15 protein-coding genes are annotated in these 18,401 nt (G+C 68.8%); 9 read left to right on the top strand and 6 right to left on the bottom strand.

All coding sequences use genetic code 11. The annotated features are described in order from the left end of the window. Positions 1-3 precede the first annotated feature (3 nt). Genes ACIA12_RS17805 through ACIA12_RS17785 form a run of 5 tightly spaced genes read right to left on the bottom strand, consistent with a single transcriptional unit; the run spans position 4 to position 5,093 of the window. Complete coding sequence (locus tag ACIA12_RS17805; protein WP_396368075.1) at positions 4-1,296, bottom strand: DUF58 domain-containing protein; 1,293 nt, start codon at positions 1,294-1,296, stop codon at positions 4-6. Beyond that, entirely contained in the window at positions 1,296-2,270 is a 975-nt protein-coding gene (locus tag ACIA12_RS17800) for a MoxR family ATPase (RefSeq protein ID WP_343983645.1), read from the bottom strand. The genes ACIA12_RS17805 and ACIA12_RS17800 overlap by 1 nt, the downstream gene beginning before the upstream one ends. Next, positions 2,267-3,427: a DUF4350 domain-containing protein gene (locus tag ACIA12_RS17795; protein WP_396368074.1), complete on the bottom strand. Its 1,161-nt coding sequence runs from the start codon at positions 3,425-3,427 to the stop codon at positions 2,267-2,269. Before ACIA12_RS17795 ends, ACIA12_RS17800 begins: the two co-directional genes overlap by 4 nt. Beyond that, the gene (locus tag ACIA12_RS17790; protein ID WP_396368073.1) at positions 3,424-4,071 is read right to left on the bottom strand and encodes a DUF4129 domain-containing protein; all 648 of its coding nucleotides are present in this window, start codon (positions 4,069-4,071) and stop codon (positions 3,424-3,426) included. Before ACIA12_RS17790 ends, ACIA12_RS17795 begins: the two co-directional genes overlap by 4 nt. Beyond that, positions 4,068-5,093 (bottom strand): hypothetical protein, encoded by a 1,026-nt coding sequence (locus tag ACIA12_RS17785; protein WP_396368072.1) that lies wholly within the window; start codon positions 5,091-5,093, stop codon positions 4,068-4,070. The genes ACIA12_RS17790 and ACIA12_RS17785 overlap by 4 nt, the downstream gene beginning before the upstream one ends. A 213-nt stretch (positions 5,094-5,306) precedes the next feature. On the opposite strand from ACIA12_RS17785, the gene mtrA reads away from it, so the two are divergent. The 5 genes from mtrA (at position 5,307) to hpf (ending at position 11,076) form a co-directional block, all read left to right on the top strand. After that, a complete protein-coding gene (gene mtrA / locus ACIA12_RS17780; protein ID WP_026163715.1) occupies positions 5,307-5,984 on the top strand; it encodes an MtrAB system response regulator MtrA in 678 nt (225 codons plus the stop codon). 107 nt (positions 5,985-6,091) lie between these two features. Further along, positions 6,092-7,717 carry an MtrAB system histidine kinase MtrB gene (mtrB, locus tag ACIA12_RS17775; protein WP_396368071.1) on the top strand — a complete coding sequence of 542 codons (1,626 nt, stop codon included), beginning with the start codon at positions 6,092-6,094 and terminating at the stop codon, positions 7,715-7,717. Beyond that, positions 7,714-9,480 carry an LpqB family beta-propeller domain-containing protein gene (locus ACIA12_RS17770; protein ID WP_396368070.1) on the top strand — a complete coding sequence of 589 codons (1,767 nt, stop codon included), beginning with the start codon at positions 7,714-7,716 and terminating at the stop codon, positions 9,478-9,480. The genes mtrB and ACIA12_RS17770 overlap by 4 nt, the downstream gene beginning before the upstream one ends. 253 nt (positions 9,481-9,733) lie before the next feature. Next, entirely contained in the window at positions 9,734-10,234 is a 501-nt protein-coding gene (locus tag ACIA12_RS17765) for a ComF family protein (RefSeq protein WP_396368069.1), read from the top strand. Positions 10,235-10,449: 215 nt separating this feature from the next. Further along, positions 10,450-11,076, top strand: a complete 627-nt coding sequence (gene hpf, locus ACIA12_RS17760; RefSeq protein ID WP_396368068.1) for a ribosome hibernation-promoting factor, HPF/YfiA family — start codon at positions 10,450-10,452, stop codon at positions 11,074-11,076. Between the two features lie 70 nt (positions 11,077-11,146). On the opposite strand, the gene ACIA12_RS17755 is transcribed toward hpf, so the two are convergent. Next, a complete protein-coding gene (locus tag ACIA12_RS17755; RefSeq protein WP_396368067.1) occupies positions 11,147-11,941 on the bottom strand; it encodes a S1 family peptidase in 795 nt (264 codons plus the stop codon). 154 nt (positions 11,942-12,095) lie between these two features. On the opposite strand from ACIA12_RS17755, the gene ACIA12_RS17750 reads away from it, so the two are divergent. From ACIA12_RS17750 to ACIA12_RS17735, 4 genes are all read left to right on the top strand, one after another. Next, positions 12,096-12,842: a ComEA family DNA-binding protein gene (locus ACIA12_RS17750; RefSeq protein WP_396368066.1), complete on the top strand. Its 747-nt coding sequence runs from the start codon at positions 12,096-12,098 to the stop codon at positions 12,840-12,842. A gap of 34 nt (positions 12,843-12,876) precedes the next feature. After that, on the top strand, positions 12,877-14,088 hold the full coding sequence (locus ACIA12_RS17745) for a winged helix-turn-helix domain-containing protein (protein ID WP_396368065.1): 1,212 nt from the start codon (positions 12,877-12,879) through the stop codon (positions 14,086-14,088). 340 nt (positions 14,089-14,428) lie between these two features. Next, complete coding sequence (gene secA, locus ACIA12_RS17740; RefSeq protein ID WP_396368064.1) at positions 14,429-17,350, top strand: preprotein translocase subunit SecA; 2,922 nt, start codon at positions 14,429-14,431, stop codon at positions 17,348-17,350. A 76-nt stretch (positions 17,351-17,426) separates the two neighbouring features. Next, a complete protein-coding gene (locus ACIA12_RS17735; RefSeq protein ID WP_396368063.1) occupies positions 17,427-18,383 on the top strand; it encodes an NAD(P)H-dependent flavin oxidoreductase in 957 nt (318 codons plus the stop codon). Positions 18,384-18,401 lie beyond the last annotated feature (18 nt).

The following is an 18,401-nucleotide window of genomic DNA, read 5'->3' as shown; positions in this document are numbered from 1 at the left end:
GCGCTAGAGGCGGCCGGCCTTCTTGAGTGCCAGGTAGGTGTCGGCTAGGGCGGGGGCTATTTGGTCTGGGTTGGCGTCTACGACCGTGGCGCCGGCTCGGGTGAGGACGGCGGTTACTCGTTCTCGGTCCAGGCGGGTTCGGGCGGCCGAGGCGGCGCCGTAGATCTCGATCATGTCGGAGAGGGTGGATTCCATCTCCGTCAGGCGGGGGTCGGCTACGGAAGCCAGTACGACGACGTGGCGGCGCAACAACGGGCCGATTACGGGGAGGAGGGACTCCTCGATTACTGCCGGGTCCAGGCCAGTGAGGAGGACTACTAGGGAGCGTTGGCCCAGGCGTTCCAGGACTTGGGAGACGACTACGCGGAAGTCTGTCTGGACCAGTTGGGCGTCTACGTTGGCCAGGGCGTTGACGAAGGACGGTAGGACGTCTTGGGGTGCGGGCCGGCGGACGTCGGCGCGGACTTCGGAGTCGCAGGCCAGTAGGGAGACTCGGTCGCCGGCGCGGGTGGCCAGGGCGGCCAGGAGGAGGGCGGCGTCCATGGCGTGGTCGAGGCGAGGTGCGTCGCCTACGCGGCCGGCGGACATCCGGCCGGAGTCGATGACGATGGCTACCTGACGGTCGCGCTCGGGGCGCCAGGTGCGCAGTACTACGGAGTTGCGGCGAGCCGTCGCCCGCCAGTCGATGCTCCGGACGTCGTCACCAGGCACGTAGTCGCGCAGTGAGTCGAACTCGGTCCCCTGACCCCTTACCAGCAAGGCGGTTCGGCCGTCGAGCTCCCGCAGCCGGGCAAGCCGCGACGGCAGGTGCTTGCGGCTGTTGAACGGCGGCAGCGCCCGTACCGTCCACGGCACCTTGTGTGCCCCCTGTCGCCCAGCAAACCCGAGCGGCCCGATCGACCGCACAGTCACGCGATCAGCATGCCGATCCCCACGCCTGGTAGGCACCAGGTGCGTGGTCAGCCGCCGCCGCTCGCCACCTGGCAGGTCCAGCTTGTGCGGGGGATCCTGTACTCCGGCCGAAGGCGGCCAAGCATCACGTAGCAGCCCCTTGACCCGCCGCCCGGGGTTGGCCACCAGCAGCGTCACCACAGCCGGCTGCCCCAGCCGCACCGCAGTATCGCCCTCCCGACTCAACTGCAGCCGTCGAGGCGACCCAGCCAGCAACAGGTCGACTACGCACACCACCAGCACGACAGCGACCACTACACCGACCCCAGCCCACCTGGGCATGAGTACGGCGACGAAGAGCACCCCTGCCCCGGCCAGTACGCCGGCCCGGCCAGTGACGACCATCAGCGTGGCACTGGCACCGTGGCCAGCACACTCTCCAGTACCGCGTCCGCCGTGACACCTTCCAGCTCTGCCTCAGGCCGGATCTGCACCCGGTGCCGCAGGCAAGGACGTGCCATCGCCTTGACGTCATCCGGGATCACGTAGTCGCGCCCGGACAACCAGGCCCATGCCCGCGCCACCGCAAGCAGCGCAGTAGCCCCACGCGGCGACACCCCAAGCTGCAGCGACGGCGACTGCCGAGTGGCCCGGCACAGGTCGACCACATAAGCAAGTACGTCCTCCCGTACTGCGACCCGCCGCACCGCCGCCTGCCCCGCCAGCAAGTCCTCCGGCCCAGCCACTGGTCGCAACCCAGCAGCCACCAGATCGCGCGGGTCGAAGCCGGCGGCGTGCCGGGCCAGTACCGCGATCTCAGCGTCACGCGGCGGGATGTCCAGCGTCACCTTCAGCAGGAACCGGTCCAACTGGGCCTCGGGCAACGGATAGGTGCCCTCGTACTCGATCGGGTTCTGGGTCGCGGCAACGACAAAGGGGACCGGCAGCAGCCGCGGCTCGCCGTCGACGGTGACCTGTCGCTCCTCCATCGCCTCGAGCAGCGCGGCCTGCGTCTTGGGCGGCGTCCGGTTGATCTCGTCCGCGAGCAGGATGTTGGTGAACACCGGCCCCTTGCGGAACTCGAACTCGCTGGTCTTCGCGTCGTACACCAGCGACCCGGTGACGTCGCCGGGCATCAGGTCAGGAGTGAACTGGACCCGCTTGGTCTCCAGCCGCATCGCCATCGACAGCGCCCGCACCATCAGCGTCTTCGCCGTACCGGGGACTCCTTCCAGCAGGACGTGGCCGCGGCAGAGCAGGGCGAGGACCAGGGCGGTGACGGCTGTCTCCTGGCCGACCACCGCCTTGCCGATCTCGTTCCGCAGCTCGACCAGAGCCTGCCTGGCCCGTTCGGGGGTGACCTCGATAGCGGTCGTCACGGGTGTCGTACCTCCAGCGTCAGCAGGTCCAGCTGATTGGACAAAAACATGAGGGCGGCGTCGTCGAGTGGTGGTTGACCATAGAGCAGTTCGTACAGCATTGCCGGATCCCTGCCCGTCCGGGCGGCGATTGCGGCCACCACCGCGGTCGGCTCGGCTCGGCGAGGGATGCCGTGTGCAGTGTGGAGCTTGCCGAGCGCTGACTCACGCAGAGCGGCCGCAGCACGGTCCCGTGCCCGGGACCGCCGGTAGAGGCGAGCCCTGCCCTCAGTGGTCTCCGCTGCATGCACGATGACCGGCAGCGGCTCCGGTACTACGGGTCCGAGCCGCCGCCCACGCCAGATGGCCACCACGAAGGCGGCGAATGCCAGTGCCCAGGCGATGTACCGGACGTCCGGCGGGACCAGGGGCGGCCCATCGCTGTCGTCGTCATCGCCGTAGTCGTAGCCGTCGTCCTCGTACTGCGGCAGGTACCAGACCACCTCGGAGTTCGTACCGATCAGGTTCAGCGCGAGGGCCGCGTTGCCGTCGTCGGCCAGGTACTCGTTGGTGAAGGTCTTCGGCGAGCCGACCACGTCGACGATCTTGCCGCCGGTCTCGAGCCGGATGAGCGTGTGGTGGATGCCGTCGCCATAGCAGGCGGCGGACGCGCCGGCGGAGGAGTACGAGACGCCGCTGACCGTCGCCGTGCCGGCCTTGACCGCTGCAGGGAGGTCGCAGTCGGGGGAGCGGCTGTCTTCGGGCAGTGTCGAGCTAGCGTTCAGTACGCCGGGCGCGATGAGCTCCAGTGCCCTGGTGCCCGGCCGGATGAGCACCACATGGCCCCAGCCGGCCATGGCGATGTCCTCCCAGTCCGAGCGGCTCAACGAGCCACCGGGCGCAATCAGCAGCGTCTTGTCCGCACTGCCGTCGATAGCGTCCTCGTACGCCGTGGTGCCTGTGACCTCGACCTGGTGGTTCTCCAGCAGCGCAGCGAGGGCTTTGGCGCCCGCCGGGTCGGCAGAGTCAGGGCTGAACGGCCCGGACGTTCGAGCGGCTCCTGCAATGAGCAGTACGAGCAGGCCGAGGACCACCAGCCCGGTGACCAGCAACGGCACCCGCAACGCTCGCCAGGCCTCGGTACCGCTCCGGCCGACCGCGGTACTAGTGCTACTCATTCCTGCACCAACTGCCGCGTCGATACATGCCTGGCAGCCTCATCAGCGGTCACCACAAGCGCATAACGCTCGGGCGTCCCAGGTCGGTTGCCGTAGACAACCTCCGTGAACACGAGCGCCGCCGGCTGCAGTGGCTCCCGCAGAGCGGGTACTACCCGCCCAGCGTCCGCCACAGCCTCGTACGCCGTCCGCCCCGGCCGCTCGTCGAGCACAGTGCGCTCGGTCAGCTCCGCAACGCAAGCACGGAAGCGACTCCGCACCGCAGCCGCGTAGTCACCCCTGGCCGCCTCCTCCACAGACTGCGAGCGGTAGGCAGACGCTCCAAGCGGCCGATCGCTCTCGAAGACAGCCTGACCCTTCGTGCCGCGCGTGGTCCGCAGTACGCCGGCCCGCCAGAGCACCACGATCACGACCAGCACGATCAGCCCCAGCAGCATCGCCAGGCCTGCTCGGCCATCGGTGGACTGGCCGGTCAGGTTGCTCAACAGGTCGCCGATCCAGTCCAGGATGTGACCGATGATCCGCGAGATGACGTTGTCGCCGGCCTGGCCGTAGGCGGGCTTGGCCAGCTCCTTGGCGGCCTCCCGCGCCGCCTCGTCGCGGTTGACGTCGACCGGCGGCTCCAGGAACACCAGGGCCCTCACAGAGTCGGCCCGGTCGGTGCCTTGAGCGCCGGACGCATCCACAGGTCGAGCCCCTCGCGCCGGACCCGCAGATCCAGGTAGATGAGCGCCTGGACGGCCGACATGAAGGCGAGGCTGGCGATCAGGGTCAGGACTGTCGCGAGCCCGGCGGAGATGGCCAGGACGACTGTGACGATGGTGGCCGTGTTGTCCCCGCTGCCGTCGGCCCAGGAGCCGAGCGTGGCGGCCAGCGTACCGATGCCGAACTGCAGCGCGTAGCTGACGATGTTCACCACCAGTCCGCCGAACAGCAGGATGCCGAGCACCCGCCAGAACTTACCGCGTACCAGTCGCCAGGACCGCTTCAGCGATCCCCAGACGCCAACCCTGGCAGGGATGTAGAGCCCGATGTCCGGAGCGTGCTTGCCCTCCATCAGCACCACAGTGCCCGCCAGCACGAGCCGTATCCCGAAGATGAGCACCAGGACGCCACCGACCAGCACCAGCAGTACTGCGACCAGCCCGGCCGCCTCGGACGAGATCAGCGCGTCCGTACCGGCCCCGATGGCGAAGACGCCCAGACCCCAGCCGGCGATGATCACCCCGAAGCAGAGCGACTGGACGATGCCCACGGCGGCCAGAGCCGGCAGGGACCGGCGTACCAGCCGGAGGAGCTCGCGTGGGCCGACCCGGTTGGCCAGCTGGCTGCGTACGGCGGCCAGGGCGATGATGCCCGACAGCATGCTCGACACCACCGCGAACAGGATCAGTTCCACTCCGTACATGACCAGCATGGCGATGCCGGCCTGCTCGAAGGGGGAGTCGGCGTTGAAGAAGCCACTGATCCCACCGGGCACGGTGAGCTGGGTCAGTGCGGCCTGTACAGCGGTCAGCGCGATCCCGGCCAGCACCGGGAGCCCCAGCATGATCGCCTTGTTCTCGGAGATGGTCCGGGCGGCGTTGTCGAGCAGGTCGGCGGGCAGCCACGGCCGCAGCGGTTCGGAGTACTCCGAACTCTCGTAGACCCCGATGTCGTCGCTCATCCCGCCCCTCCCAGGTTGTCCCGGACCCCCGCAGTGCACCATGATCACAGGCCGGACGGCTCATACCGCTATTGCCGCGGTTCCGCCCGGCGATCCGGCGTGTGCGTTGGCCGGGGAATGGGACACTATCCGTAGTGCGTACGACCGGCGCCCGCTGGGCGCGTAGTACATCCGGACCGGCAAGGAGCAGGCGTGGCAGAAGGTAACCGGACGATGCGGGGCCGAGTCCTCATCGTCGATGACGACACGGCGTTGTCCGAGATGCTCAGCATCGTGCTGCGCAACGAGGGCTACGACACCTACCTGGTCGCCACCGGCGACAAGGCGGTGCCTGCTTTCCGTGAGTTCAAGCCCGATCTGCTGCTGCTCGACCTGATGCTGCCCGGGATGGACGGGATCGACGTCTGCCGGGCGATCCGGGCCGAGTCCGGTGTGCCGATCGTGATGCTGACCGCCAAGAGCGACACCGTGGACGTGGTGCTCGGCCTGGAGTCCGGCGCCGACGACTACGTGGTGAAGCCGTTCAAGCCCAAGGAGCTGGTGGCCCGGATCAGGGCCCGGCTGCGCCGGATGGACGAGCCCGGGCCGGAGTCGCTGACCATCGGCGACCTGACCATCGACGTGGCCGGCCACTCGGTCAAGCGCAGCGGTGAGACCATCCAGCTCACCCCGCTGGAGTTCGACCTGCTGGTCTGCCTGGCCTCCAAGCCCTGGCAGGTGTTCACCCGTGAGGTGCTGCTCGAGCAGGTCTGGGGCTACCGGCACGCGGCCGACACCCGGCTGGTCAACGTGCACGTCCAGCGGCTGCGCTCCAAGATCGAGAAGGACCCCGAGCACCCGGAGATCGTCGTGACCGTCCGTGGCGTGGGTTACAAGGCTGGTGCGGACTGATCGAGTACGGACGCGACGGCCAGTCGCAAGGGGACAAGCCGGCCACCGAGCCGGAGCCCCGCGGAACCGAGATCGAGCTCACCGCCGCAGGGGCTGACTGGCATGCCATGCCGCAGCCGCTGTGGCGCACGCATCCTCGGCACTGGCCGGACGTCTGGCGCCGCTCGATCCAGGCGCGGATCGTCACCGGCACCCTGCTGATGTCGACCATCGTGCTGATCCTGGTCGGCTGGGTGATGATGAGCCAGGTCACCGACGGCATCCTGGAGTCCCGCCGCGACAGCGCCAAGCAGGAGGCCGTCGCGCAGCTCGCGTCGCTGACCGGCTCGATCAACGCGGCCGACCCCGGCACCCTGCAGAACAAGCTCTCGCTGCTCGTCGCGGGTTCGAACCGTCCCGGTCTGTACGAAGTGGTGCTGATCCCGAGCGACAGCGCCGACTCGAACGCGATCCGGAGCACCGGCCTGGTCGAGAGCGAGTCGATCCCGCCCGAGCTGCGCGCGTCCGTCTCCCAGGACGAGACGAAGCTGTTCGACACGTACATGCGGATCGACTACCGGGGCAACCGCAGCGAGCCGGGCCTGGCCATCGGCTCCCAGCTCCGCGTGCAAGGCTCCAGCGCCCAGCGGTACGAGGTGTACTTCCTCTTCCCGCTGACTGCGCAGAAGGAGACGCTGGACGTCGTCCAGCGCGCACTGGTCACCGCCGGGCTCCTACTGGTCGTCCTGCTCGGCGCAGTCGCCTGGCTGGTCACCCGGCAGGTCGTCACCCCGGTCCGGATGGCCCGGCGGATTGCTGAGCGGCTCGCCGCCGGCCGGCTCGAGGAGCGGATGCAGGTCCGCGGTACCGACGACCTGGCCCGCCTGGCTGTCTCCTTCAACAAGATGGCCAGCAACCTGCAGCAACAGATCCGCCGGCTGGAGGAGCTGTCCAGGCTGCAGCGCAGGTTCGTCTCCGACGTCTCGCACGAGCTGCGGACACCGCTGACCACCGTCCGGATGGCGGCCGACCTGCTGCACGAGACCCGGGACGACTTCGACCCGATCACCCGTCGCTCGGTCGAGTTGCTGCAGGGCGAGCTCAACCGGTTCGAAGGCCTGCTTGCCGACCTGCTCGAGATCAGCCGCTTCGACGCCGGCGCTGCCGCCCTCGACCTGGAGGACGTCGACCTGCGCGACATCGTCTCCCGGGTGCTGGAGAACCACGAGACCCTGCTGGAACGCAAGGGCTGCGAGGTCCAGCTGGACATGCCCGAGCCTTGCCGCGCCCAGGTGGACTCGCGCCGGATCGAGCGGATCCTGCGCAACCTGATCGGCAACGCGATCGAGCACAGCGAAGGCCGGCCGATCCGGATCAGCACTGCGTACGACGAGGATGCCGCCGCAGTGGCCGTCCGGGACCACGGTGTCGGCTTCCGGCCCGAAGAGGCCGACATGGTGTTCAGCAGGTTCTGGCGAGCCGACCCGGCCCGGGCACGGACCACCGGTGGTACCGGGCTGGGCCTGTCCATCGCGCTGGAGGACGCCCGGCTGCACGGCGGCCGACTGGACGCCTGGGGATCGCCGGGAGATGGCGCGTACTTCCGCCTGACCGTGCCGCGCCGCCCGGACGTCACCCTGACCGGCTCGCCGCTGCCCGCCCGCCCCGCGGACGCCGTGAGAGTGGTGAGCGAGATGTCGCTGGTCGACGTCGGCGCGCCGTACCAGAAGCTCACGGGTGGTGATGAGGCATGAAGGCCCGACTGCTCGCCGGTGCCCTGGCCACCGCACTCCTGGTGGCCGGCTGCGCGACCGTACCGACCAAGGGCCCGATCCGGAACAGCAGCCAGGACGCGCCCGCGCCAGGCCTCGGCGGCATCGGCGTCGAGGCGCGGCCACCACGGCCCAACGCCGCCCCGCAGCAGCTCGTGAACGGCTTCGTGGAGGCGATGTCGGACTCGAACGCCTTCGACGTGGCCCGGGAGTACATGACCCCGGAGGCCGGTGACGCGTGGAAACCCGAGTCCAAGATCCTGGTCTACGACCAGAGCTCCAGCTCGGGGATCGCCAAGGAGGCCGACGGCAAGTTCCATCTGGCGGCTCCGCTGATCGCCACCATCGACGGTCGCGGCTCGTGGACGCCGGCCCCGCCGGACAGCTCGCTCGACTTCGGCTTCGACCTGATCAAGGTCGGGGACCAGTGGCGGGTCGCGAACCCGCCGCCCGGGGTCTTCCTGGGCAGCAACCAGTTGGTCCCCAGGCTGACCCCCTACGCCCTCTACTTCTTCAACCCGACCAAGCACCTGATGGTGCCGGACCCGGTCTACCTGCCGCGCAACCTGCCGTCGGGCCAGGCGGCGACCCAGCTCATCCAGGAGCTGCTGAAGGGCCCGACCACCCGGCTCGGCAACAGCGTCGTCTCCAACGCACCGCCCGGCACCACCGTGGACGTGTCGGTGCCGGTCGAGTCAGGCGTCGCGACGGTCGCCCTGAGTGGTACGGCCTCGTCGCTGACCGATGCGACCGACCGCGAGCAACTGGCCGCCCAGATCACCTGGACGCTGCAGCCGATCACCACCCGGGTGCGGATCACCGTCGAGGGCGCTCCACTGCTGCCGGACCGGCCGGAGGAGTTGTCGTACACCAACTTCACCCAGTACGACCCGGCGGTGCCGACCGGACGGCTGAAGGATCTGTACGGCGTCCGCGGCGGCAGGATCCAGCGGATCCAGGGGCAGGACGACGGCCAGACCATCGAGGCCAAGGCGATCGTCGACAGCCAGCTCTACCCCTTCCGGGCACAGTCGTTCGCGGTGAACCTTCGCGGTGACACCGGCGCGGTGGTCAGCACCTCCAAGGCCGGCCGCCCGATCGTCGTCGTCGGCCGGCTGGACGCGCCGAAGAACGAGGCGCCCCCGTCCGTCATCGAGGCCGACGGCAAGGTGCTGCGGCCGAGCTTCGACGGTGAGGACAACCTGTGGATCCTGGACCGCGCGGACAGCGCGAAGCCCAGACTCCGGGTCCGCACGGCGGACGGCAAGGTGTCGAACGTGTTGACCAACTTCGGCGCGAATCGGCCAGTCGTTCTGCGGATGGCTCCGGACGGCGTCCGGGCGCTGCTGGTGATGGAGCGCAAGGGCGTCAACTCGGTGATGACCGCGTCGGTCGCCACCAGCGACAGCAAGCTCACGCTCAGCCGGTTCATGCCGTTGCAGTTGCCGCTGGTGGACATCACCGACGCGTCCTGGAACAACCCGGGCATCCTGGTGGCCGGCAACTCGCCCAAGCGTGACGGGGCGCGGCCGTGGCAGGTCAACGTGGACGGTTCGCAGCCGCAGGTGATCCCGGGCGCCAGCAGTTCGTTCGAGACGATTCACGTGGCCTCCAACCCGAACCGCGACACCCTGCCGGCAGTCCAGGACGCCGGCAAGCAACTGCACTGGCAGGGCAAAGACCTCAACTGGGTCGACATGGCCGAGGGGCCGGAAGGCCAGATCACTCCGGTCTATCCCGGCTGACTTATCCACAGCGCCGCCCCGCCTCGGTTGCGGCCCAGGCGGGGATCGCGGATCGTGGTCCGGGTGGTTGCTGCGGGACGCCCTCGTCGACCTCGTGCTGGGCGGGCGCTGCGCAGGGTGTGGCCGCCCAGGGGTGTCGCCCTGCCCCGATTGCGGGCGAGCCCTTGCCGTCAGTACGCCGTACCGGGCCTGGCCCGAGCCGGTGCCCGTCTGGTTGCGTCCGACAACGGCCACGACGGAGTACGCCGGGGTCGTGCGCTCGCTGATCCTTGCCCACAAGGAAGACGGCCGGTACTCGCTGGCCCGCCCGCTGGGTGAGGCGCTCGCCGGTGCAGTCGAGGCTGTCCTGGAACCCGGGCGTGCCGCGTGGCTGTGCCCGGTTCCATCGTCGCCGTCGACGGTCCGGCAGCGCGGCCATGACCCGCTCGGGCGGATGACGGCGGTTGCGATTCGGCAGTTGCGCAAACGTGGGTACGACGTGCGCCGGGCCGACGCGCTGGCCGTGGTACGGCGGCCGGAGGACCAGGCCGGACTGTCCGCTGAGCAGCGTGCCGCCAACCTGGCCGGGGCTTTCGCGGCTCGTTCGCGCTGGGCTGAAAGGCTGACGGATCAACCGGTGATCGTGGTCGACGACGTGCTGACCACCGGATCCACGCTCGCCGAGGCCTGCCGCGCCTTGGCATCACGGGGAATTCCGGTGCTCGGCTGCGCGGTACTGGCCGCGACCCGGCGACGGGCGGCGTCTGGTTCATGAGAACTTCCCTACCGGTTTTCGCGGAAGCCGACTAGCGTTGGCGTATGACACCCGCTTGGGCTTGTCGAACGAGGATGTGGGCGAGGACCGGATCAGCCGGATTCCTTCCCACGGAGTTCGCCGGGCCGGACAGCGGGTGTTCTCGTTTCGGGCATCCGAACCGTGGTTACGGGGGTCCGAAGACGTAACAGAGTCGCCGATCGATGGAGGTTTCCGTGGACGTCGTTGTCAAGGGTCATCACTGCGAGGTCAGTGACCGCTTCCGGCAGTACGTCGAGGAAAAACTCGAGCGGATCGAGAAGGTCGATCACCGGGTACTGCGATGCGAAGTAGAAGTCAGCCAGGAGAAGAACCCGCGACAACACGACCGGGCGATGCGCGTCGAGCTCACCATGTACACGAAGGGACCGGTGGTCCGCGGCGAAGCCTGTGGTGAGACCAAGCAGGCCGCCTTCGACGTCGCGCTGGACCGGCTCCAGGCCCAGGTCCGCAAGGCCGCCGACCGCCGCCGGGTGCACACCGGCCAGCACGCCCCCGAAGGACTGCGGCACATCGCCGCCAAGCTGTCCGACAACGGCGCCGCCGCGGCGCCGGTGGAGCCGGTCGCCGAGGACGAGGTGACCACCCAGAAGTTCGGCTCGCTGACGGTGACCGGTGACGGCCCGCTGGTGATGCGCGAGAAGACCCACACCGCCAAGCCGATGTCGCTGGACCAGGCGCTCTACGAGCTCGAACTGGTCGGCCACGACTTCTACCTGTTCGTCGACGCCGAGGAGAACCAGCCGAGCGTCGTCTACCGCCGCCGTGGCTACGACTACGGCGTGATCCGGTTGGCCGTCTGACTTCGGGAGGATCCACAAAGATGAAGGGCCCGGTCCTCGCCGACCGGGCCCTTCATTGTGTGCTGGAGAGCTAGCCGTCGATCTGGGCCTGGAGTTCGGTGGCGTAGGCGGCCACCTCGGCGTAGACGCCAGGGTTGCCGGCGTCGGCGCAGCCGATGCCCCAGGAGACGACGCCGAAGAGGCGGCCGTTCAGGACGAGCGGGCCGCCCGAGTCACCCTGGCAGGAGTCCTTGCCGCCCTGGTCGTAGCCGGCGCAGATCTCCCCGGCGCCGGTGTAGCCCTCGCTCGCGTAGGCCTTCTCGCAGACGGCGTCGCCGAGTACAGGCACCTCCACCTTCAGGAAGGTGTCGGCCGGGCCGGTCCCCTCGGTCTCGCCCCAGCCGTAGACGACGGAGGGCGCGCCTGCCGTGTCTGCGGCGGTACTGGTCTCCAGTGCGAGCGTCGGTACGCCGGTAAAGGGCGTGGCCAGCGTCATCACCGCGACGTCGTGCCCGGGCGACTTGCCGTACTCCGGGTCGACCCAGATGCTGCTGATCTTGGACTCCTTGCCGGTCGACTTGTCCGTCAGCACGTCCCGGCCCTGGATCGCCGTGTAGGTGCTGGCCGCCTGGTCGGAGCAGTGCGCCGCCGTGACGATCTTGTTCGCCGCTACCAGGGTGGAGCCGCAGTACTCCTTGGACGGGACCGGCGAGCCGCTGTTCGACAGCTGGATCGCCCAGGGGAAGTCGGCCGTGTGGGCGACGTCGCCACCGACGATCGGCGCGGGCGGCCCTTCCGGTGCCGGGGCGGCGGACGCGGATACGGCGCCGATGGAAGCCGCGGTCAGGACACCAGCCGCCAGAACGGCGCGAACAAGTCTTGCCATGCCTCACACTCCAGGGTGATAGGGGCCGCGCGGGCGGCGCGGCCTACCCGGACCCTCTCCCGGCTACCCCAAGTAGCACACCTCTCACTTCCGGTAACTCCAAAGTTATGACCGCCCCGATCCCTACACTCTGACCGGACAGGGGGAGGGACTGATGGGGACTGGCATAGCGCCGTACGTATCGCAGGAACCGCAGCAGCCGTCGCGGTGGAAGCGGGTGGTGCTCAAGCTGCTCGGTGCGGCGGTACCGGTGGTGACCATCGGGTTCGGTGGCTGGCTGGTGATCGGTGTGCTGGCGATCAAGCGGCGCAATGCGTTGCTCGGGCTCTCCGCAGTGGGCTATCTGGCTGTCGTCTTGTTCTACGTCTTCTACGTGCTCGAGTCGGACGCCGCCACGCTCAGCGGTGGTCAGGCCTTCGCCACCCTCGGCTACCTGGTCGCGAGCGTGCTGTGCGCCGTCCAGGCCGCCATGGTGATCGGCAGTCCTACCTACAGCAGGCCGAAGCAGAACCCGTACTTCCTCCAGGCGCAGCAGCCGCCGCGGGTGGGTCATCCGCAGGCGTCCGGGCTCTCGGTCGAGCCCCTGCGGCGGAGTCAGGCGCGGCAGTTGGCCGCTGAGCAGCCTGCTCTGGCGCGGAGTCTGGGGATCGGCCGGCCCGACCTGCCTCGGCAGTACGACGACGGCGGGCTGATCGATCTCAACGACGCTCCTGCCGACCTGATCGACGCCCTGCCCGGGATCACCGGCAAGCAGGCGGCGGCGATTGTGGTGAGCCGGATGCAGCATGGGCGGTTCCGGGTGGTCGATGAGTTGTGGACGCGGGGGCTGCTGCCACCGGGCGCCGCTCCGGAGGTTGCTGAGTATTTGGTGGTCATCGGCGTACAGGACTCTGGGCGATGAGTTTTTGTCGGTGGGGTCCGGCAGACTTCGTGGGGTGATCAGCGAGGTGTTGTCGACGGCTCAGGCCCGGCGGATTGCGCTCGCCGCCCAGGGGTTCACCGATCCGCGCCCGAAGGGGGTGCCGGACATGCGGGCGCTGACGCGTGTGCTCGGGCGGATCGGGCTGATCCAGATCGACTCGGTGAACGTGCTGAGCAGGGCGCAGTACCTGCCGCTGTACTCCCGCCTCGGACCGTACCCGCGTGAGCTGCTCGACCGGGCGGCCGGGAAGTCTCCGCGCAAACTGGTGGAGTACTGGGCGCATGAGGCGTCGCTGATCCCGGTGGAGACGCATCCGCTGATGCGGTGGCGGATGGCTCGGGCGAGTACCGAGGCGTGGGGTGGGCCGCGGTCGATCGCGGTCGAGCGGCCGGATCTGGTGAAGCAGGTGCTGGCGGATGTACGCGATCATGGGCCGCTGACCGCGCGGGAGATCGACGACGACGTGGAGCGTGACCGGACCAACTGGGGGTGGAACTGGTCCGATGTGAAGCGGGCGCTGGAGTTCCTGTTCTTCGCGGGTGAGATCACGGTGGCGCGGCGGAACCAGCAGTTCGAGCGGATGTACGACATTCCCGAGCGGGTATTGCCGGCAGCGGTGGTTGCCACACCGACGCCGAGCTTGGAGGAAGCCCATCGCGGGCTGGTGTCGATCGCGGCGCGGGCGCACGGGGTGGCGACCGCGCAATGCCTGAAGGACTACTTCCGGACGTCGCCCGCCCCGACCGCTCAGGCGATCGCCGAGCTGGTCGAGGAGGGGGAGCTGCTGCCGGTCACCATCCAGGGCTGGAAGCGCCAGGCGTACCTCCACCGCGACGCGAAGCTGCCGCGCCGGGTCAACACGCGCGGCCTGGTCAGCCCCTTCGACTCGCTGGTTTTCGAGCGCACCCGCACCGAGTTCCTCTTCGACTTCCGCTACCGCATCGAGATCTACGTCCCCGCCGACAAGCGGGTCTACGGCTACTACGTCCTCCCCTTCCTCCTAGGCGACCGCCTCGTCGCCCGAGTAGACCTGAAGTCAGATCGAACCGCTGGGGTCCTCCTGGTCCAATCGGCCCACGCCGAACCCGGCGCCCCAGTAGAAACACCCGAAGAACTAGCCGCCGAACTAGTCCAGCTAGCGTCCTGGCTAGGACTGGACCAAGTCCGAGTAGTCGGCGGCGGAGACCTGTCCCCAGCCCTGAGCGTCGCCCTCCGCGCCCAGTAACCGACTGCCGGAGCATCGGCGGCTCCGCCGCCTCGCTCCGGGGAAGAAGCGGAGGGCGTGCGCCGTGTGCGCCTGCACCATGGCACTCCACCCCGGTTCTGGGTGATCGGCTCGGCCTCCACCGCCCCGCGGCGGGGCGTAGTACTGGAACTTTTTGGGGGGCTCGCTCGTGGGTGGGGGGAGGGTGCGACGTACGCCGGGGCGTGGGATGACGCTCGCCGCCCAGTACCATGGGTGACGCCCGCCAGGCGGGCGGGCTGTGTTGTGTCCGTTACCGGATGAGCACGGTCAGGCACCCGCCGCATTGAAGGCTGCACAGTCAAGGAGTGGACCCCCCACGATGAAGGCGTTCGACAAGTTACTGCGGATCGGCGAGGGCAAGATCGTTCGCAAGCTCGAGAGCATCGCCAAGGTGGTGAACTCGATCGAGGACGAATTCACCGGCATGTCCGACGAGGAGCTGCGCGCCCAGACGGCCGACTTCAAGCAACGCGTCGACAACGGGGAGTCCCTGGACGGCCTGCTGCCGGAGGCCTTCGCGGTCGTCCGCGAGGCGGCCAAGCGGACCCTGCACCAGCGCCACTACGACGTCCAGATCATGGGTGGCGCCGCGCTGCACCTGGGCAACATCGCCGAGATGAAGACCGGTGAGGGCAAGACCCTGGTCGGCACCCTCCCGACGTACCTGAACGCGCTGTCCGGCAAGGGCGTGCACGTGGTCACGGTGAACGACTACCTGGCCCGCTTCCAGGCCGAGTGGATGGGCCGGGTGTACCACTTCCTCGGTCTCGACTACGGCGTGATCCTGCCGGAGATGTCGCCGGCCGAGCGCCGGATCGCCTACGCCAAGGACATCACCTACGGCACGAACAACGAGTTCGGCTTCGACTACCTGCGCGACAACATGGCCAACTCGATCGAGGACTGCGTCCAGCGCGAGCACAACTACGCGATCGTGGACGAGGTCGACTCGATCCTGGTCGACGAGGCCCGGACCCCGCTGATCATCTCCGGCCCGGCCGAGGACTCCCAGCGCTGGTACGTCGAGATGGCGAACCTGGCCAACCAGCTGAAGCCGCGCTTCGCCGACGACAAGATCGCCGAGGACCAGCGCCCGGTCGCCGACTACGAGGTCGACGAGAAGAAGCGCACCGTGGCCATCCTCGAGCGCGGGATCGAGAAGGTCGAGGACCGGCTCGGCATCGACAACCTGTACGAGTCGGCCAACACCCCGCTGATCAGCTACCTGAACAACGCGCTGAAGGCCAAGGACCTGTTCCGCAAGGACAAGGACTACGTGGTCGTCGACGGCGAGGTGCTGATCGTCGACGAGCACACCGGCCGGACCCTGCACGGCCGCCGCTACAACGAGGGACTCCACCAGGCGATCGAGGCCAAGGAAAAGGTCGAGATCAAGGAGGAGTACCAGACGCTGGCGACGATCACGCTGCAGAACTACTTCCGGCTGTACAGCAAGCTGGCCGGGATGACCGGTACGGCGATGACGGAGGCGGCCGAGTTCTCCAAGATCTACGGCCTCGGCGTCGTCCCGATCCCGACCAACAAGCCGATGGTCCGGCAAGACCAGCGCGACCTGATCTACCGCACCGAAGAGGCCAAGTTCGAGGCGGTCGTCGAGGACATCGCCAAGCGGCACGAGACCGGTCAGCCGATCCTGGTCGGCACCACCAGCGTGGAGAAGTCCGAGCGGCTGTCCAACCAGCTCCGCAAGCGCAACATCGCGCACGAGGTGCTGAACGCGAAGCAGCACGCGCGAGAGGCCGCGATCGTCGCCGAGGCGGGCCGCAAGAACGCCGTCACGGTGGCCACCAACATGGCCGGCCGTGGTACCGACATCATCCTCGGCGGCAACCCCGAGCACCTGGCCGACAAGGACCTGCGGGCCCGCGGCATCGACCCGGTCGAGTCCGCGGAGGAGTACGAAGCGGAGTACCCGAAGGTCCTGGAGAAGTTCGAGAAGCTGGTCAAGGACGAGCAGGTCGAGGTTCGCGAGGCCGGCGGTCTGTACGTGCTGGGCACCGAGCGGCACGAGTCGCGCCGGATCGACAACCAGCTGCGTGGTCGTTCCGGCCGGCAGGGCGACCCGGGCGAGTCCCGCTTCTACCTGTCGCTCGAAGACGACCTGATGCGCCTGTTCAAGCGCGAGATGGTCGACTGGGCGATGTCGCGCAACGACGACGACACGGTGCCGCTGGAGAACAAGGTCGTCACCAAGGCGATCGCGTCGGCGCAGTCCCAGGTCGAGGCGCAGAACTTCGAGACCCGGAAGAACATCCTCAAGTACGACGACGTGATGAACCGGCAGCGGCACGTCGTGTACGCCGAGCGCCGCCGGGTGCTCGAGGGCGCCGACCTGCAGGAGCAGGTACTGGACATGCTCGACGAGACCGTCACCGGCTACGTGCAGGGCGCGACCGCCGACGGGTTCGCCGAGGACTGGGACCTCGACCAGCTGTTCACCGCGCTGAAGACGCTGTACCAGACCGAGATCACCGAGGCCGAGCTGATCGAGGAGGCCGGCGGCGACCGCACCGGGCTCACCCAGGACTTCCTGATCGACACCTTCATCACCGACGCCCGCGAGGCGTACGCGCGGCGCGAGGAGAGCCTCGGCAGCGAGGCGATGCGCGAGCTCGAGCGCCGGGTGGTGCTGAGCGTGCTCGACCGCAAGTGGCGCGAGCACCTGTACGAGATGGACTACCTGCGCGAGGGCATCGGCCTGCGCGCGATGGCACAGCGCGACCCGCTGGTCGAGTACCAGCGCGAGGGCTACGACATGTTCGCCGCCATGATGGAGTCCATCAAGGAGGAGTCGGTCGCGTTCATCTTCAACGTCGAGGTCGACATCGAGGCGATGCAGGCCGACCTGGCCGCGCAGGCGGAGCTGGCCGAGCTGGAGGAGACCGAGGCCGAGGACATCTTGGTGCCGGGCGCTCCGGTCGCCGAGTTCCCGGGCCGGCAGGCGGCCGTCGACGAGGACCGTCCGCAGGACTCGCCGCGGCCGCAGGACACCCCGAAGCTGCGCGCCAAGGGCCTGTCCACCGAGAGCCGCCCGCAGCGGCTGACCTACTCGGCGCCGACGATCGACGGCGACGACGAGGTCTCGGTGCACGCCGACGCGGTCGAGGGCGGTTCGCTGGAATACCCGGGTACGCCGCGCAACGCGGTCTGCCCGTGTGGCTCCGGCAAGAAGTACAAGCGCTGCCACGGCGACCCGGCATCGGACGTCTACAAGAACTGATCGCAGGTACCGTCGAAGGCCCGCCCCTGTTGCTCGGGGGCGGGCCTTCGCCGTTGTCTTGAGAGGAAGTGGACCGATGGGTACCTGGTTGACCGAGACGTTCGGGTTGTCGGTGCCGGTGGTCGGCGCGCCGATGGCGAACGTGAGCGGCGGACGGCTGACCGGCGCGATCTCGGCGGCGGGTGCGCTCGGGATGCTCGGAGCTGGGTCGGCGGTATCGGCCGAGTGGATCCGTACTGAAGGAGCCATCGCGGCGGAGTCTGGCCGGCCGTACGGCGTCGGGTTGATGGCGTGGTCGGTGAAGGACCATCCTGAGCATCTCGAGGCGGTGCTCGAGTTGAAGCCCGCGCTCGTCTCGCTCAGCTTCGGCGACTACAGCCCGTACGTCGAACCGCTGCGCGCGGCCGGCATCGTCGTCGCCACCCAGGCCGGCACGGTCGCCGACGCCCGCGAGGCGATCGACGCCGGAGTCGACGCGATCGTCGTCCGGGGCGCCGAGGCCGGTGGGCATGGGCGTAACTCGGTCGGCACTCTCCCTTTGCTACAGGCGATCCTGGACCTCACCGACCTCCCTGTACTAGCCGGAGGCGGAATCTCAGGACCCCGAGGACTGGCCGCCGTACTGGCTGCTGGCGCCGCCGGAGGCTGGATAGGCACCGCCTTCCTCACCTGCGAAGAGGCCCTGACCCCCGAGCCGTCTCGCCAACGCCTGATGGAAGCCACCGAAACCGACACCGTCTACGGCACGGTCTTCGACGCCGCCTCCCGAGCCGGCTGGCCCGACGAATACGGCGGCCGAGCCCTCCGCAACACGTTCTACGACACCTGGGAAGGCCGCGAAGACTCCCTGAAGTCGGACGACGAAGGCCACAACCAGTACGTAACCGCCACCAGAGCTGCCGACCCGACGGCGGCCTCCTTGTACGCCGGCCAAGGCGTAGGAGCCCTCCACTCAACCACTACCGCGGCAGAGGTGGTCGAACACCTAGCCACCTACAAAACCCACCTACGCACCGCCGCAGACCTCACCTGACCAACCGCGGCGGGCGGC

The sequence above is a fragment of the Kribbella sp. NPDC051620 genome, from assembly GCF_044453825.1.
Classification (GTDB): Bacteria; Actinomycetota; Actinomycetes; order Propionibacteriales; family Kribbellaceae; genus Kribbella.
This window is presented reverse-complemented; position numbering and strand designations above follow the sequence as displayed.

Coding starts and splice junctions, on each gene's coding strand:
- ACIA12_RS17805 (WP_396368075.1), bottom strand. CDS start 1,296: ATGGTCGTCACTGGCCGGGCCGGCGTACTGGCCGGGGCAGGGGTGCTC.
- ACIA12_RS17795 (WP_396368074.1), bottom strand. CDS start 3,427: ATGAGTAGCACTAGTACCGCGGTCGGCCGGAGCGGTACCGAGGCCTGG.
- ACIA12_RS17785 (WP_396368072.1), bottom strand. CDS start 5,093: ATGAGCGACGACATCGGGGTCTACGAGAGTTCGGAGTACTCCGAACCG.
- mtrA (WP_026163715.1), top strand. CDS start 5,307: ATGCGGGGCCGAGTCCTCATCGTCGATGACGACACGGCGTTGTCCGAG.
- mtrB (WP_396368071.1), top strand. CDS start 6,092: ATGCCGCAGCCGCTGTGGCGCACGCATCCTCGGCACTGGCCGGACGTC.
- ACIA12_RS17770 (WP_396368070.1), top strand. CDS start 7,714: ATGAAGGCCCGACTGCTCGCCGGTGCCCTGGCCACCGCACTCCTGGTG.
- ACIA12_RS17755 (WP_396368067.1), bottom strand. CDS start 11,941: ATGGCAAGACTTGTTCGCGCCGTTCTGGCGGCTGGTGTCCTGACCGCG.
- ACIA12_RS17750 (WP_396368066.1), top strand. CDS start 12,096: ATGGGGACTGGCATAGCGCCGTACGTATCGCAGGAACCGCAGCAGCCG.
- secA (WP_396368064.1), top strand. CDS start 14,429: ATGAAGGCGTTCGACAAGTTACTGCGGATCGGCGAGGGCAAGATCGTT.
- ACIA12_RS17735 (WP_396368063.1), top strand. CDS start 17,427: ATGGGTACCTGGTTGACCGAGACGTTCGGGTTGTCGGTGCCGGTGGTC.